This window comes from Citrobacter sp. UYEF32 (assembly GCF_040546205.1).
Classification (GTDB): Bacteria; Pseudomonadota; Gammaproteobacteria; order Enterobacterales; family Enterobacteriaceae; genus Phytobacter; species Phytobacter diazotrophicus.
Genome location: NZ_JBEPNI010000012.1, coordinates 47,482 through 62,928, shown reverse-complemented (window position 1 = coordinate 62,928; position 15,447 = coordinate 47,482). Strand labels below are relative to the sequence as shown.

11 protein-coding genes and 4 tRNA genes are annotated in these 15,447 nt (G+C 54.2%); 10 read left to right on the top strand and 5 right to left on the bottom strand.

From position 1 onward, the window contains the following. The first annotated feature begins 1 nt into the window (after position 1). The 9 genes from wzxE to ABIB59_RS24955 all read left to right on the top strand — a co-directional run bounded on the left by wzxE (position 2) and on the right by ABIB59_RS24955 (position 6,589). A complete protein-coding gene (gene wzxE, locus ABIB59_RS24995) occupies positions 2 to 1,252 on the top strand; it encodes a lipid III flippase WzxE (protein ID WP_354037438.1) in 1,251 nt (416 codons plus the stop codon). Continuing rightward, a complete protein-coding gene (locus ABIB59_RS24990; RefSeq protein WP_039077019.1) occupies positions 1,249 to 2,325 on the top strand; it encodes a TDP-N-acetylfucosamine:lipid II N-acetylfucosaminyltransferase in 1,077 nt (358 codons plus the stop codon). Before wzxE ends, ABIB59_RS24990 begins: the two co-directional genes overlap by 4 nt. After that, positions 2,325 to 3,665: an ECA oligosaccharide polymerase gene (wzyE, locus tag ABIB59_RS24985; protein ID WP_039077020.1), complete on the top strand. Its 1,341-nt coding sequence runs from the start codon at positions 2,325 to 2,327 to the stop codon at positions 3,663 to 3,665. The genes ABIB59_RS24990 and wzyE overlap by 1 nt, the downstream gene beginning before the upstream one ends. Before the next feature lie 12 nt (positions 3,666 to 3,677). Then, entirely contained in the window at positions 3,678 to 4,418 is a 741-nt protein-coding gene (gene wecG / locus ABIB59_RS24980; protein ID WP_039077021.1) for a lipopolysaccharide N-acetylmannosaminouronosyltransferase, read from the top strand. Between the two features lie 233 nt (positions 4,419 to 4,651). Continuing rightward, a complete protein-coding gene (gene thrP / locus ABIB59_RS24975; protein WP_039077022.1) occupies positions 4,652 to 6,037 on the top strand; it encodes a bifunctional threonine/serine APC transporter ThrP in 1,386 nt (461 codons plus the stop codon). Between the two features lie 102 nt (positions 6,038 to 6,139). Next, positions 6,140 to 6,216 (top strand) — tRNA-Arg (locus tag ABIB59_RS24970). 69 nt (positions 6,217 to 6,285) lie between these two features. After that, a tRNA-His gene (locus ABIB59_RS24965) sits at positions 6,286 to 6,361 on the top strand. A 28-nt stretch (positions 6,362 to 6,389) separates the two neighbouring features. Beyond that, positions 6,390 to 6,475: transfer RNA gene (locus tag ABIB59_RS24960), tRNA-Leu, on the top strand. 37 nt (positions 6,476 to 6,512) lie between these two features. Further along, positions 6,513 to 6,589 (top strand) — tRNA-Pro (locus tag ABIB59_RS24955). Positions 6,590 to 7,112: 523 nt separating this feature from the next. Here ABIB59_RS24955 and ABIB59_RS24950 read toward each other — a convergent pair. The 5 genes from ABIB59_RS24950 to hemC form a co-directional block, all read right to left on the bottom strand. Then, complete coding sequence (locus ABIB59_RS24950; RefSeq protein ID WP_125125572.1) at positions 7,113 to 8,324, bottom strand: MFS transporter; 1,212 nt, start codon at positions 8,322 to 8,324, stop codon at positions 7,113 to 7,115. A gap of 185 nt (positions 8,325 to 8,509) precedes the next feature. Next, complete coding sequence (hemY, locus tag ABIB59_RS24945) at positions 8,510 to 9,706, bottom strand: protoheme IX biogenesis protein HemY (RefSeq protein WP_039077024.1); 1,197 nt, start codon at positions 9,704 to 9,706, stop codon at positions 8,510 to 8,512. A gap of 2 nt (positions 9,707 to 9,708) precedes the next feature. After that, a complete protein-coding gene (gene hemX / locus ABIB59_RS24940) occupies positions 9,709 to 10,866 on the bottom strand; it encodes a uroporphyrinogen-III C-methyltransferase (protein ID WP_039077025.1) in 1,158 nt (385 codons plus the stop codon). Positions 10,867 to 10,887: 21 nt separating this feature from the next. Continuing rightward, positions 10,888 to 11,628 carry a uroporphyrinogen-III synthase gene (gene hemD / locus ABIB59_RS24935; protein WP_039077026.1) on the bottom strand — a complete coding sequence of 247 codons (741 nt, stop codon included), beginning with the start codon at positions 11,626 to 11,628 and terminating at the stop codon, positions 10,888 to 10,890. Next, positions 11,625 to 12,566 (bottom strand): hydroxymethylbilane synthase, encoded by a 942-nt coding sequence (gene hemC / locus ABIB59_RS24930; protein WP_103245108.1) that lies wholly within the window; start codon positions 12,564 to 12,566, stop codon positions 11,625 to 11,627. The genes hemD and hemC overlap by 4 nt, the downstream gene beginning before the upstream one ends. A 311-nt stretch (positions 12,567 to 12,877) precedes the next feature. Between hemC and cyaA the strand changes: the two genes are divergently transcribed. Beyond that, positions 12,878 to 15,421: a class I adenylate cyclase gene (gene cyaA, locus ABIB59_RS24925; RefSeq protein WP_039077028.1), complete on the top strand. Its 2,544-nt coding sequence runs from the start codon at positions 12,878 to 12,880 to the stop codon at positions 15,419 to 15,421. Positions 15,422 to 15,447: the final 26 nt, after the last annotated feature.

Here is a 15,447-nt window from a genome sequence, read left to right as displayed (position 1 = left end):
CATGTCGCTGGCAAAAGCTTCTGTCTGGACGGCGGCAAGTACTCTCGTCAAGATTGGCGCCGGGCTACTGGTGGTTAAACTGCTGGCGCTGGCCTATGGCCCCTCCGGGGTTGGGCAGGCGGGTAATTTTCGCCAGTTGATCATTGTGCTCGGCGTGCTTGCAGGCGCAGGTATCTTTAATGGCGTGACGAAATTTGTCTCCCAACACCATGATGACCCCACGCGACTACGTGAGGTCGTCGGCACGTCTTCTGCCATGGTGCTGGGCTTCTCAATGCTGCTGGCGCTGATCTTTTTACTTGCGGCGGCGCCGATCAGTCGCGGCTTGTTTGGTCATGCCGATTACCAGGGGCTGGTGCGGCTGGTGGCGCTGGTGCAAATGGGAATTGCCTGGGCGAACCTGCTGCTGGCGGTGATGAAAGGCTTTCGCGATGCGGCGGGTAACGCGCTGTCACTGATTATTGGTAGCGTGGTGGGGGTGGCCGTCTGGTATCTTAGCTACAAACTGGGTGAGTATCAGGGAGCATTGCTTGGTATGGCGTTGGTGCCTGCGTTGGTGGTCTTCCCGGCGATGCTGTTGCTGGTGCGCCGCAGCCACGTTCCATTAAGCTATTTTCGCCCACGCTGGGATAACGGGCTGGCCGGGCAACTCAGCAAATTCACTCTGATGGCGCTTATCACGTCTGTCACGATCCCGCTGGCCTATGTGATGATGCGAAATTTGCTGGCTGCCCATTATAGCTGGGACGACGTGGGGATCTGGCAAGGGGTAAGCAGTATCTCCGATGCTTATCTACAATTTATTACCGCCTCGTTTAGCGTGTATCTGCTTCCTACTCTCTCGAGGCTCGCCACAAAACAGGACATCACCCGCGAGATCGTGAAATCGCTGCGCTTTGTGTTGCCTGCAGTGGCGGCCGTGAGTTTCTGTGTCTGGTTGCTGCGCGACGTGGCTATCTGGCTACTGTTTTCTGACAAATTTACGGCGATGCGTGACCTGTTTGCCTGGCAACTGGTTGGGGACGTATTGAAAGTGGGCGCTTACGTTTTTGGTTATCTGGTTATCGCGAAAGCCTCGCTGCGCTTTTATATTCTGGCGGAAGTGAGCCAGTTTGCATTGCTGACGCTTTTTTCCCGTCTCCTGATCCCGACCCACGGTGCAGCAGGAGCGGCGCAGGCCTATATGGCAACCTACATAATTTATTTCGCCCTCTGTTGTGGCGTGTTTTTACTCTGGCGTAGACGGGCATGACGGCACTCATACACGTACTGGGATCGGATATCCCTCATCATAATCACACCGTGCTGCGTTTCTTTAATGAACATCTCGCGGCAACGGGCATCCATGCCCGTGAATTTATGCTCGCCGGAAAGGACGACGGCATGAGTGACGCTTACCCGAACCTGCATTTGCATTTTTATGGCAGTAAGCAGGCGCTGGCGAAGGCCGTTATTGCCAAAGCGCAGGCCGACAGGCAGCAACGTTTCTTTTTTCACGGTCAATTCAATACCGGTATCTGGCTGGCACTGCTACGCGGGGCGATTAAGCGCTCGCAATTTCACTGGCATGCCTGGGGGGCCGATCTGTATGAGGTCTCCCGTAGCCTGAAATTCCGCCTGTTTTACCCGTTGCGGCGTCTGGCGCAGGCAAGGGTCGGCACTATCTTCGCGACCCGTGGCGATCTGGCCTGGTTTGCAGACCGGCACCCGGATGTACGCGGTGAGTTGTTGTACTTCCCAACGCGTATGGACCCGGCACTCAACACGCTGGGCTATGAAATGCAGCGCGAGGGCAAGCTGACGCTATTGGTGGGGAATTCCGGCGATCCCAGCAATGAACATATCGCCGCCTTAAAAGCGATTCATCGGCAGTTTGGTGATACGGTAAATATCATTGTGCCCATGGGCTACCCGGCAAATAACGAAGTCTACATTGAGCAGGTTCGTCAGGCCGGGCTGGCACTGTTTAGCCCGGACAATTTGCGTATCCTGAACGAGAAGATGGCGTTTGATGATTACCTGACACTATTAAGCCAGTGCGACCTGGGTTATTTCATCTTCGCGCGCCAGCAAGGTATCGGCACGCTATGTCTGTTAATTCAGGCGGGTGTGCCTTGTGTGCTCAACCGCAAGAACCCGTTCTGGCGGGATATGGTGGAAGAGGGCGTTCCAGTGCTGTTTACCGATGATCTGCTCAATGAAGCGATCATTCGTGAAGCGCAACGTCAGTTGCTGGCGGTCGACAAAGATACCATCACCTTCTTTAGTCCGAACTTTATTGCACCCTGGCATCAGGCACTGTGCATTGCCGCAGGGGAGGCGTGATGAGTCCGCTTGAATTCAGTGGGTTGCTGATCATCTGGCTGCTGGCGACGCTGTTTATCGCCACATTGACGTGGTTTGAGTTCCGCCGCGTGCGCTTTAATTTCAATGTCTTTTTTTCATTGCTGTTTTTGCTAACGTTTTTCTTCGGTTTTCCATTGACCAGCATCCTGGTGTTTCGCTTCGATGTTGGCGTGGCACCGCCTGGCGTTATGCTACAGTCGTTGCTGGCTGCGGCCTGTTTTTACGGTGTGTACTATGTGACGTATAAAACACGGTTACGTGCGTCATCCCGTGTGGATGAACGCCGTCCTCTGTTTACCGTTAATCGGGTGGAGACGCATTTAACCTGCGCGATGCTGATGATTCTTGCGCTGGTGAGTGTGGGAATCTTTTTCATGCATAACGGCTTTTTGCTGTTCCGTCTGCATTCCTATAGCCAGATTTTTTCCAGTGAAGTTTCTGGTGTCGCGCTCAAGCGGTTTTTCTATTTCTTTATCCCCGCTATGCTGGTGGTCTATTTTCTGCGTCAGGATGGGCGGGCGTGGCTGTTCTTCCTGGTCAGTACCGTGGCATTTGGCCTGCTGACCTACATGATTGTCGGCGGGACGCGCGCTAACATCATCATCGCTTTCGCTATCTTCTTGTTTATCGGGATTATCCGTGGCTGGATTTCGCTGTGGATGCTGGCAGCGGCAGGGGTGATGGGCATTGTCGGCATGTTCTGGCTGGCGCTTAAACGCTACGGGCTCAATGTCAGCGGTGATGAGGCGTTTTACACTTTCTTATATCTCACCCGCGATACCTTCTCGCCCTGGGAAAATCTGTCGTTGTTGCTGCAAAATTACGACAAGATCGATTTCCAGGGATTAGCTCCGATCGTTCGTGATTTCTATGTCTTTATTCCCACCTGGCTGTGGCCTTCACGTCCTGGCATTGTGTTGAATTCGGCGAACTATTTTACGTGGGAAGTGTTGAATAACCACTCGGGCCTGGCGATTTCCCCCACCCTGATTGGCTCACTGGTGGTAATGGGCGGTGTCTGGTTTATTCCGCTGGGTGCGGTAGTGGTTGGGCTGATTATCAAGTGGTTTGACTGGTTGTATACCCTTGGCAATCGGGAGACCAACCGCTACAAGGCCGCCATTTTGCACAGTTTCTGTTTTGGTGCCATCTTCAACATGATCGTGCTGGCGCGTGAAGGGCTGGACGCATTTGCTTCTCGAGTGGTCTTTTTCCTCGTCATCTTTGGCGCCTGCCTGCTGACGGCGAAACTGTTGTACTGGCTGTTTGATAGTGCCGGGTTGATTAACAAGCGCGGCACCTCTTTGTCGCGGGTCTGACTAAGGATACGAATGACTGACAACACAGTGGCTCCGGTGTATGAGCTACGTGGGCTGAAATTGATTGGCTGGCGTGATATGCAACATGCACTGGACTATTTATATGCCGGTGGCGCACTTAAGGAAGGAACCCTGGTCGCCATCAACGCTGAGAAAATGCTCACTATTGAGGACAACCCGCAGGTGAGGTCGCTGATTGAGGCGGCTGAATTCAAATATGCCGATGGTATTAGCGTGGTGCGATCGATCCGGAAGAAATTTCCGCAGGCACGCGTTGAGCGTGTTGCGGGGGCCGATCTCTGGGAAGCGCTGATGGAAAGAGCGGGTCGCGAAGGGACGCCGGTATTTTTGTTGGGCGGAAAGCCAGAAGTGCTGGAGCAAACGGAAGATAAGCTACGTAAACAGTGGCAGGTCAATATCGTTGGCAGCCAGGATGGTTATTTCCGTGCCGAAGACAGGCAGGCGCTGTTTGAGCGGATTCGTGCGAGCGGGGCGAAAATCGTGACCGTTGCGATGGGCTCACCGCGCCAGGAGATACTGATGCGTGACTGCCGCGAAGTTTACGCTCACGCCCTCTATATGGGCGTCGGCGGCACCTACGACGTCTTTACCGGTTATGTAAAACGAGCGCCGGGCATCTGGCAACGACTGGGGCTTGAGTGGCTGTATCGCCTACTTTCACAGCCGAGCCGCGTCACCCGACAGCTACGTCTGCTGCGTTACTTGTCCTGGCATTACCGCGGCAATCTGTAATTTTCTCCTGCCATGCCCCGTTGATATGGGGCATTCGCTTTTTTATTGTGCGATACCCAGATTTTTTTTACACATCATTTGCCATTTTCATCATTTTAAGAAACCATTCGCTCACTCAATGCATCATCCCAGTATATTTTGCGCGGTTATCGCCTCCGGGATGGCTTTGACGCACGTTATTCTCATAAAAACAACCCGCACAGCGGGAAAGTTGCAAACACGACAGAGGTTATATGGCTGAAAACAAACCCGAGCTCCAGCGCGGCCTGGAGTCTCGTCACATTGAATTGATTGCCCTGGGCGGCACGATAGGGGTGGGGCTCTTTATGGGGGCCGCAAGCACCCTGAAATGGGCTGGTCCTTCCGTGCTACTGGCGTACATTATCGCCGGGCTTTTTGTCTTCTTCATCATGCGCTCAATGGGCGAAATGCTCTTCCTGGAACCCGTTACCGGTTCATTCGCCGTTTATGCGCACCGCTATATGAGTCCCTTCTTTGGATATCTTACCGCCTGGTCCTACTGGTTTATGTGGATGGCGGTTGGTATCTCGGAAATTACGGCCATCGGCGTCTATGTGCAGTTTTGGTTCCCGGACCTGGCACAGTGGATACCCGCGCTGATTGCCGTTGGGCTGGTTGCAGTCGCGAACCTGGCGGCGGTGCGTCTGTACGGTGAAATCGAATTCTGGTTCGCAATGATCAAAGTCACCACTATCATCGTGATGATTATCGTGGGACTGGGCGTTATCTTCTTTGGTTTTGGTAATGGCGGTCACGCGATTGGTTTTAGCAATCTGACTGAGCACGGCGGCTTCTTTGCGGGCGGCTGGAAGGGGTTCCTGACGGCGCTGTGTATCGTTGTGGCGTCTTACCAGGGCGTAGAGCTTATTGGTATCACCGCCGGTGAAGCGAAAAACCCGCAAGTGACGCTGCGCAGCGCGGTAAGCAAAGTGCTGTGGCGTATCCTGATTTTTTATGTGGGCGCGATTTTCGTTATCGTGACTATCTTCCCGTGGAATGAGATCGGCACTAACGGTAGCCCGTTTGTTCTGACTTTCGCCAAAATCGGCATTACCGCAGCGGCAGGTATCATCAACTTTGTTGTGCTGACGGCTGCACTGTCTGGCTGTAACAGCGGTATGTACAGCTGTGGGCGCATGCTCTATGCACTGGCGAAAAACCGTCAGCTACCGGCGGGTGTGGCGAAAGTGTCGAAAAACGGCGTTCCCGTTGCCGGCGTGACCATTTCTATCATCATTCTGCTGATTGGCTCCTGCCTGAACTACATCATTCCTAACCCGCAGCGCGTGTTTGTCTATGTTTACAGCGCCAGCGTATTACCGGGTATGGTGCCGTGGTTTGTGATTTTGATTAGCCAACTGCGCTTCCGCCATGCGCATCGTCAGGCGATTGCCAGCCATCCATTCCGCTCCGTGCTGTTCCCGTGGGCGAACTACGCGACCATGGCTTTCCTGGTGTGCGTGCTGATTGGTATGGCCTTCAATGACGACACCCGTATGTCACTGTTTGTGGGTATCATCTTCATGGCAGCAGTGAGCGTTATTTATAAGGTGCTGGGTTTAAACCGCCACGCTGTGACGCAGCGAGTGGGGGAATAATCAGCAAAATGCGCAAAGCATAACCAAACGCGCATTTTATTTAAAAAGGCACTAGACAGAGGGGGGGGAAGTCCGTATTATCCACCCCCGCAACGGCGCTAAGCGCCCGTAGCTCAGCTGGATAGAGCGCTGCCCTCCGGAGGCAGAGGTCTCAGGTTCGAATCCTGTCGGGCGCACCATTTAACCCGGTGCTTGATGAGCTGCGGTGGACTGTGAAATCACAGGGCCGCGTGAAAAGATTTGTAGTGGTGGCTATAGCTCAGTTGGTAGAGCCCTGGATTGTGATTCCAGTTGTCGTGGGTTCGAGTCCCATTAGCCACCCCATTATTTAGTAGTAAAAGTTTCGTGGAATGCGAAGGTGGCGGAATTGGTAGACGCGCTAGCTTCAGGTGTTAGTGTCCTTAGGATGTGGGGGTTCGAGTCCCCCCCCTCGCACCACAACTTAGATTGAACAAAAATTCAAAAAGCAGTACATCGGCGAGTAGCGCAGCTTGGTAGCGCAACTGGTTTGGGACCAGTGGGTCGGAGGTTCGAATCCTCTCTCGCCGACCACTTTTGAACCCCGCTTGAATAAAGCGGGGTTTTTTGTTTTTTGCATTCTAAAAACCTCTCATTTTACGGTGTTGCGTATCAGCGACAACCCAACCTACCTTTGTCGTCATTTGGTGACATCTAATTTATTGATTTATAAGGAGTAGGCTGTCTGGCATTGTGGCTGTCTCCTGTAGGCGACAATAAAGCGTCTGGCACCGTAGCTAAATTGGGGCGATTGCCGCCGCAGAGCGCGATTTTCCTGTTATCTGAAAAGAACTTAAGCGTGCTGTTTTGCTAATGCGAACCTGGCACACTATGTGCAATAATATACGTGTAGATGCTCATTCCACCTCTTATGTTCGCCTTCTGGCCTCATAAACTCCGGAATGATGCAGAGCCGTTTACGGTGCTTATCGTCCACTGACAGATGTCGCTTCGGCCTCATCAAACACCATGGACACTACGTTGAGTGAAGCACCCATTTATGTTGTCAAACAGACCTGTTTTAACGCCTGCTTTCGAGCAGGCGTTTTTTTATGCCTTATTCCCGGTAGCGTGCCATCACAACACTCATCAAAAGCAATGCGCTCAGTGATACGCTGTAGAGCGCCTGCGCGGCGCCCCATTCGCTGGCAAGCCAGGCCGCAATGGTGGTCATCAGCGTGGCGGTTAATGTTTGCCAGCGCCACGCTTTTGCGCTGGCTGCCGGGATCTCATCTCCGCTAAACCCGGCAAGCAGACTAAACGTACCGACAGCAAACACCACATTCGAGGCCAGATGGGCGATAAAAATAAGCCCCAGTGCCGCGCTCTTCTCTTCTGAGAGCAGCGGCAGCAGGCCGTATGCCCCAAGGAAAATGGCCAGACACAGCACTAACAGGCGATTGCGGCGGGCATAGTGCGGCAACTTTTCACCATTCAGCAGCAGCGGACCACAAAGCTGCCCCAGGCTACGGGCGAACAGTAGCGGTAATGCCAGCCCGCTAGCGTCGTCCGGGTGTATCTGTTGCGCCAGTGCGGGCAAGAGCGCCATGGCTGGTGAACCAACCGCGGCAAGGGCGGGCAGGATCAGCAGGCTGCGCTTTTGTGCGGCGGTAAGTGAAGGCCATGCAATAGTCGATAACGGTTTGCCGTTATTGCGATTGCTCATGTCATGGGCACGATAATGTGCCCGTGTCAGCATGAGCAGAGCCACCGACGCCAGAAAACTCAGTGCATCAATGCTCAGCAATATTAGCGGGGCAACATGGTCGAACAACAGCACGCCCACCCCCGTTCCCAGCAATACCTGAGAGGCAAAAATAACGCTCTCCATCCCTGTGGCCGCAGGCAATTCATCATGCGTAAGGCCGCGCTTGAATACCAACGCCAACGCAGGCCAGGACATCCCGCCCAGCAACGCCTCTGCCGACTGAACCATCAGCAAAGCGGGGATACTGTGATACACGAGCCCGAACAGAGGAAGGGCGAGGGCGACCATACCCAACAGCTCTGTGATAATTAAAAGAGACAGGGGCGACAAGCGTCGACAGAGCTTTTCTCCCGCCAGGCTGCCCACAAAGCCCGGTAGCGTTGCCAACAGGTAGGCGAGGGTGAGCGTTGAAGGTGAGGCATGCCAGCGTAAGAGCTGACCGAAGACCAGTACCTGGGTCAGGCCATTACCCAGTGAAGATAAGACAAATGCGCAGAGCAGCAGCCGCAGCCAGCGGTGCGTGCGTAGCGCGCGCACGAGCGCGAACAATAGGGTGTTCATGGTAACGATTTCCCAAAACGAGTTATTTCCTGCAGCAAGCGCTGCATCGATTGAAAGGGGTTAACTCGGGAAGATCGTTACATTGGCAGAGACGTTCCGTTAACTGAGACGGGAAAACTGTAGCACAGGATATTCAGAAATGTCAGGCAGGCAAAAAATCGGGGCCTTGCGGCCCCGACAGAGGATCAGGAAGGGGGGTTATTCTGCAACGTGAGCAGCAGACCATCACGACGCATCTCTGCGGCTTCTTCCGGCTGGTGCAACCGGTCGAGGCAGTCAGCAAGCCAGGCGTAATCGAATGCATCCGGGCGTTGTTTCAGCGCGGCACGAAACGCCAGGCAGGCCTCTTTCCACTCGCCGTGTTTCATCAGTGATTGCCCCAGCGTACTCCAGAGCATCGGGCGGTCGCCCTGCGTTTTGATTTGCTGGCGCAGGACTTTTTCTACCTGCTCAGGATTATTGGTTTTCAGGCGCGGGATCACCAGAACCAGGCGGTCGTCATACTGTCGTTTCAGACCATCCAGGAGGATCGCCTGAGCAGTATCGTGATCGTCACATTCGATAAGGTGTTCTGCCATTGCCACCTGCAAGGGGATTTGATGACGGGTTTTGCGACTCTGGTTTTTCCACCAGCTTCGTAGACCCTCGCTTCCCAGATCGGCACGCGCCTGATCCATTAGCCCAATCCAGGCTTGTTGCTGGAGTGCTTCGCGATGCGCCTCATCTCCGACGTTTGCTTTTGCCATCGACGGAATGATGTCCAGCAGTGAACTCCATGCGCCGGTGCGGATGTAAGCCTGTTCTGCCAGGCGCAATACTTCCGGATGACGCGGGGTAATTTCCAGCAGTCGGTCAACGCCATGGCGCGCGGCATGATTTTCATTGCGTGCCAGTTGCAGACGTACACGGGTAATTTCGACCGGAATCGGATCGTTTTCCGACAGCTCTGCGGCACGCTCAAGGTGCTGATTCGCACGCACTTCATCGCCACGTTGCTGTGCCGCTTCGGCCGCCAGTAAGTAGTTCACCACGGGTTGTTGCGCATGATCGGCGTTTTTCGCCATCAACTTCTCAACCTGCTGATAATCGCCTTCTGCCAGCTTGATGAGCGCCAGTTCCGTCTGTTTACGGGCGCGGCGACGTTTACGGCCAACGAACCAGCCACGCGTATGCGCGCCAGTGCGGAAAATACGGCGTAACAGCCATTCGAGGGCAAAAAGCACCACCAGCGCCAGTACCAGAATGATGACCAGGCCAGTGACGCTGGTTTCAATGTTGTAAGTGTCAGTCTGGATCAGCACATAGCCCTGATGGCCGGCGATCATCGGACCTAACACGATCCCGGCGATCAGCAGCGCAAAGAGTAATAATACTTTCAGCATGATTATTCTCCCTGCGGCGCTTGAGCAGGCGCATTCGGATCCGGGGCAACGCCAGGCTGCGCCAGAAGATTACGCACACGGGTCTGCATCAGTTTCTCCAGAATCGGCTGGCTTTTCAGCGACTCAGGGACCGCCATGGCGATGGACTGCTGCTCGAGCTTGTCAATTTCCTCAAGAAACGCTTTGGTGGCGGAATCATCCGTATCGTAGTAGGCGCGAATCCAGGTAGAGACATTATCCAGCGCCTGCTTGTAGGTCTCTTCCTGATGGCGAGGTACTGCCTGTGCCGCAACTAACAGCCTTGAGCGGATATTTTCGCGCAGATAGATGTCCTGGTTCGGGGCCAGCAATGGCACGGCGGTTTCATCGCGACGGCGAATCGTGATGAAGCTGTCCATAAAGTTCTGCCAGCTTTTTTGCAGATTCACGCGCCATTCGCTAAGGGAACTCGACAACTCACTGCTGTCTGAATCCATCGGGGCATCGTCGTCGTTGTTATCCGCCAGACGCAGATTATCAATCTGGTTCGAGAGTTGGTTCACTTTCAGGATGATGCCGTCATAATCCACCTGAGAAATCGCAGAGAGGCTGGCGACATCATCAGTAATGGCGCGGCGCGCAGTGATAAGGCTGGGATCGTTCATGTCCGCCAGGCTGGCATCTGCGCTTTTCAGCAGCGCCGCGGCGGTGGTGACATCCTGATCGCTCCACAGCTTACGCCCGGCCAGTTTGACCAGGAAATCAGCCTGCGCCAGCAGCCAGGTTTTCGCATCGGTGCCGGAAATGGTGGCGACTTTTTGCTGAACCTCATTTAACTGCCTGGCGAGCGCGTCTTGCTGACGTTTGGCCTCTTCAAGCTGCGTGGCCTGCTGTTTAATAACGCCTTCCAGCCCGGCTTTTTGTTTGTCCTGCGCTTGCTGCATCGCAATGACCTGGTTGGCCAGCTCATCATTCGTTGCGCGCAGTACGGTAGTTTGCTGCTTTACCCAGCCATAAAGACCGACGCCTGCTGCCAGCGCAATTGCAATTGCAATCACGCTAAGTGCAAGACTTGTCTTGCCCGCGCGGTTGTTCTTCTCGGCGTTTTTCGGCGGCGGCGTGTAGCCATCAGCCTGCTTGGTTTCTTCAACCACGGCAGAGGAGTGTTGTTGTTCCGTCATTATGGCTTCCCATTATGAGTGTTATTGTAATGCGCGAAGCAGCGCATCGTTGTCTGCGTTTTCAGCGACCTGAATATCTTGCCAGCCCAGTTCCCGGGCGAGGTTCGCCAGACGCTCGCTGACGACCAACAGCCGACAGCGTAGTAACCAATTTTCGCGATACCAGAGCGGAATAAGCGTAAAAAGCTGTTGCAGCATTTCACCGCTGGTGACCACTATCGTATCGACGCCGCGTGTATGCCAGCGCATGGCCTCTTGTGCCCCGTCATACAACTTTCCACAGCGTTGATAACATTCGCAAAACTCAACCTGAGCGCCACGAGCCACCAGCGTTTCACCTAATAACTCACGTCCGCCGTTTCCCCGTAAGATTAGCGCACGTTTGCCCTGAATGTTTTGTAATTCAGGCAATTGTAGTAGGACTTCGCTGATTTCCTGGTCCAGTGGATAGCGAACCTCAATACCGCTGGCAGTATGTAACGCCAGCGCGGTCGTGCGACCAATGGCAAAGTAGCGTGGCTGTAAAGGCCAGTAAGCGTGGGTTTGCTGTAAATGCGCGTGGGCAAATGTCACGGCATGCTGTGATAAGGCAAAAACCATATCGTCTTCGCCCAGCGCCGACAGACGCTCGGGCAGCGTGTTGAGTTCCCTGCCTGGGGTGAACTCAATCAACGGAAAGCTCCATGCCACCTGTCCCAGTGCGCGCAGTCGGCTCACTAACATTTCCCCTGCCGGGGAGGGGCGGGTGACAAGGATATTCATGCGGGCGCATCTCCGTTGTAGACGTCAGCCAGAATTTCACGTGCGCCGTTATCCAGCAGTTCCTCGGCAAGTGAGATACCTAACTGGACGGCTTCGTCCGGATGACCCCGGCGCTCACCCTGGACCATTTTCGAACCGTCCGGCGCGCCAACCAGCGCACGCAGCCACAGTTCACCATCATGTAATTCAGCATAGCTGCCAATTGGTACCTGGCAGCCGCCTTCGAGACGGGTATTCATTGCACGCTCTGCGGAAACCCGCACAGCGGTTTCGTGATGGTTAAGCGGGGCGAGCAACAAACGAGTGCGTTCGTCTGCAAGACGGCACTCAATGCCCACCGCACCCTGACCCACTGCCGGGAGCGAAAGCTCTGCTGGCAGCGCGACGCGAATGCGCGATTCGAGCCCCAGACGTTTCAGGCCTGCCACCGCCAGGATGATGGCGTCATAATCGCCGTTATCGAGTTTCGACAGACGGGTACCGACATTGCCACGCAAAGAGCGGATCACCAGATCGGGGCGGCGTGCCGCCAACTGACACTGCCGACGTAAACTTGATGTGCCAACTACGCTCCCCGCAGGCAGCGCGTCGATGTCGCTGTAGTGATTAGAGACAAAGGCATCACGCGGATCTTCACGCTCACAAATCGTCACCAGACCCAACCCTTCCGGGAACTCGACGGGGACATCTTTCATAGAGTGCACGGCGATATCGGCGCGGTTTTCAAGCAATGCCAGCTCAAGTTCCTTCACAAACAGACCCTTACCGCCGACTTTCGCCAGAGGGGTGTCCAGAATGACATCGCCACGCGTAACCATAGGCACCAGTTCGACCGTCAGGCCCGGGTGGAGTGCCTCAAGACGCTGCTTAACATATTGTGCCTGCCAAAGTGCAAGGGGACTTTGCCGTGTGGCAATTCTCAGAACATTGTCTAACATGCTTGTTACCGTCATTATCATCCATCGACCATCCTAACATTCTTGTCTTAGGGTGTCAGTGTTCGTGGTGATTGCATAGGTGAGGCGAGCACGGTCTCGTCAAAACGAGACACACCCTCGGCCGTAATTGGGAATTTACACATTGTAAATGGTGCTAAACTGGTATGTAGCGCATCTTTCTTTACGGTCAATCAGCAAGGTGTTAAATTGATCACGTTTTAGACCATTTTTTCGTCTGTACCACCACAAAGACAAGGGCGAAAAAAGGTGACGGCGATTTTGGACTTTCTGTAAACATCAGGCGATACGTCTTGTACCTCTATATTGAGACTCTGAAACAGAGGCTGGATGCCATCAATCAACTGCGTGTGGATCGCGCGCTAGCGGCCATGGGCCCTGCTTTCCAGCAGGTCTACAGTCTGCTGCCCACGCTTTTGCACTACCATCATCCGTTGATGCCGGGCTACCTCGAAGGTAGCGTTCCAAAAGGCATTTGCCTCTACACGCCTGATGAAACCCAACGCCACTACCTCAACGAGCTTGAGCTCTACCGTGGAATGCCCCCGCAGGAATCGCCAAAAGGCGAGTTGCCGATAACCGGCGTCTACTCCATGGGCAGTACTTCATCGGTAGGACAAAGCTGCTCTTCTGACCTGGATATCTGGGTTTGCCACCAGTCGTGGCTCGATAACGAAGAGCGCCAATTGTTGCAGCGTAAATGCAGCCTGCTTGAGAGTTGGGCCGCATCGCTGGGTGTGGAAGTCAGCTTCTTCTTAATTGATGAAAACCGCTTCCGCCATAATGAAAGCGGCAGTCTGGGTGGTGAAGACTGTGGCTCGACGCAGCATATTTTGTTGCTCGATGAATTCTATCGTACCGCTGTGCGTCTGGCCGGTAAGCGTATTCTGTGGAATATGGTGCCGGGCGATGAAGAAGAGCACTATGACGATTACGTCATGACGCTCTATGCACAGGGCGTACTGACGCCAAATGAATGGCTGGACCTCGGCGGCCTGAGCTCCCTTTCCGCCGAAGAGTACTTCGGCGCCAGCCTGTGGCAGCTCTATAAAAGTATCGACTCCCCCTATAAAGCAGTGCTGAAAACTCTGCTACTGGAAGCCTATTCCTGGGAGTATCCGAACACCCGCCTGTTGGCGAAAGACATTAAACAGCGTCTGCACGACGGTGAAATCGTTTCGTTCGGTCTGGATCATTACTGCATGATGCTGGAGCGCGTCACCCATTATCTGACCGCGATTGAAGATTTCACGCGTCTCGATCTTGTGCGTCGATGTTTCTATTTAAAAGTGTGCGAGAAACTGAGCCGTGAGCGTGCCTGTGTAGGCTGGCGGCGTGAAGTGGTCAGTCAGTTAGTGAAAGAGTGGGGTTGGGACGAAGCGCGTCTCACCATGCTCGATAATCGGGCAAACTGGAAAATCGACCAGGTGCGTGAAGCGCATAACGAGCTGCTCGATGCCATGATGCAGAGCTACCGTAACCTGATTCGCTTTGCGCGCCGCAACAATCTGAGCGTCTCCGCCAGTCCGCAGGACATCGGCGTGCTGACCCGTAAGTTATATGCCGCTTTCGAAGCGTTGCCGGGTAAAGTCACTCTGGTGAATCCGCAGATTTCTCCGGATCTCTCCGAGCCTAATTTAACCTTTATCCATGTGCCGCCGGGCCGTGCGAATCGTACGGGTTGGTATCTGTACAACCGTGCCCCAAACATGGACTCTATCGTTAGCCACCAGCCGCTGGAATATAACCGTTACCTGAACAAACTGGTGGCGTGGGCGTGGTTCAATGGTTTGCTGACGTCGCGTACTCGCCTGTTTATTAAAGGTAATGGCATTGTCGATTTGGCAAAACTGCAGGAGATGGTGGCGAATGTGTCCCATCACTTCCCGCTGCGTCTGCCTGCGCCAACGCCAAAAGCGCTGTACAGCCCCTGCGAAATCCGCCATCTGGCGATTATCGTGAACCTGGAATATGACCCAACTGCGGCATTCCGTAACCAGGTCGTGCATTTCGATTTCCGTAAGCTTGATGTGTTCAGCTTCGGTGAGCAGCAAAACTGCCTGGTTGGCAGCGTAGACCTGCTTTATCGCAACTCCTGGAATGAAGTGCGTACACTGCATTTCAACGGCGAGCAGGCGATGATTGAAGCGCTGAAAACCATTCTGGGCAAAATGCATCAGGATGCCGCGCCGCCCGATAGCGTTGAAGTGTTCTGTTATAGCCAGCATCTGCGCGGCTTGATCCGTACCCGCGTGCAGCAACTGGTTTCTGAATGCATTGAGCTGCGTCTGTCCAGTACCCGCCAGGAAACGGGGCGCTTCAAAGCGTTACGCGTGGCCGGACAGACCTGGGGGCTTTTCTTCGAGCGCCTGAATGTATCGGTGCAGAAACTGGAAAACGCGATTGAGTTTTATGGCGCGATTTCTCATAACAAACTGCACGGGCTGTCGGTTCAGGTCGAAACGAACCACGTCAAACTGCCGCAGGTGGTGGATGGGTTTGCCAGCGAAGGGATTATTCAGTTCTTCTTCGAAGAGACCGGCGATGACGGTTTCAATATCTATATTCTGGATGAAAGCAACCGCGCGGAAGTGTATCACCATTGCGAAGGCAGCAAAGAGGAGCTGGTGCGCGACGTTAGCCGCTTCTATTCGTCGTCGCACGACCGCTTTACCTACGGCTCAAGCTTTATCAACTTCAACCTGCCGCAGTTCTACCAAATCGTGAATGTGGATGGCCGGGCACAGGTGATTCCGTTCCGCAATCAGGCTATCACGCCCGTTGCGTCTGCCAATCAGGATAACGACGCGCCGCTGTTGCAGCAGTACTTCTCCTGATGTTTTAGTGGGTAGCCCGGGGAAGC

Coding starts and splice junctions, on each gene's coding strand:
- wzxE (WP_354037438.1), top strand. CDS start 2: ATGTCGCTGGCAAAAGCTTCTGTCTGGACGGCGGCAAGTACTCTCGTC.
- ABIB59_RS24990 (WP_039077019.1), top strand. CDS start 1,249: ATGACGGCACTCATACACGTACTGGGATCGGATATCCCTCATCATAAT.
- wzyE (WP_039077020.1), top strand. CDS start 2,325: ATGAGTCCGCTTGAATTCAGTGGGTTGCTGATCATCTGGCTGCTGGCG.
- wecG (WP_039077021.1), top strand. CDS start 3,678: ATGACTGACAACACAGTGGCTCCGGTGTATGAGCTACGTGGGCTGAAA.
- thrP (WP_039077022.1), top strand. CDS start 4,652: ATGGCTGAAAACAAACCCGAGCTCCAGCGCGGCCTGGAGTCTCGTCAC.
- ABIB59_RS24950 (WP_125125572.1), bottom strand. CDS start 8,324: ATGAACACCCTATTGTTCGCGCTCGTGCGCGCGCTACGCACGCACCGC.
- hemY (WP_039077024.1), bottom strand. CDS start 9,706: ATGCTGAAAGTATTATTACTCTTTGCGCTGCTGATCGCCGGGATCGTG.
- hemX (WP_039077025.1), bottom strand. CDS start 10,866: ATGACGGAACAACAACACTCCTCTGCCGTGGTTGAAGAAACCAAGCAG.
- hemD (WP_039077026.1), bottom strand. CDS start 11,628: ATGAATATCCTTGTCACCCGCCCCTCCCCGGCAGGGGAAATGTTAGTG.
- hemC (WP_103245108.1), bottom strand. CDS start 12,566: ATGTTAGACAATGTTCTGAGAATTGCCACACGGCAAAGTCCCCTTGCA.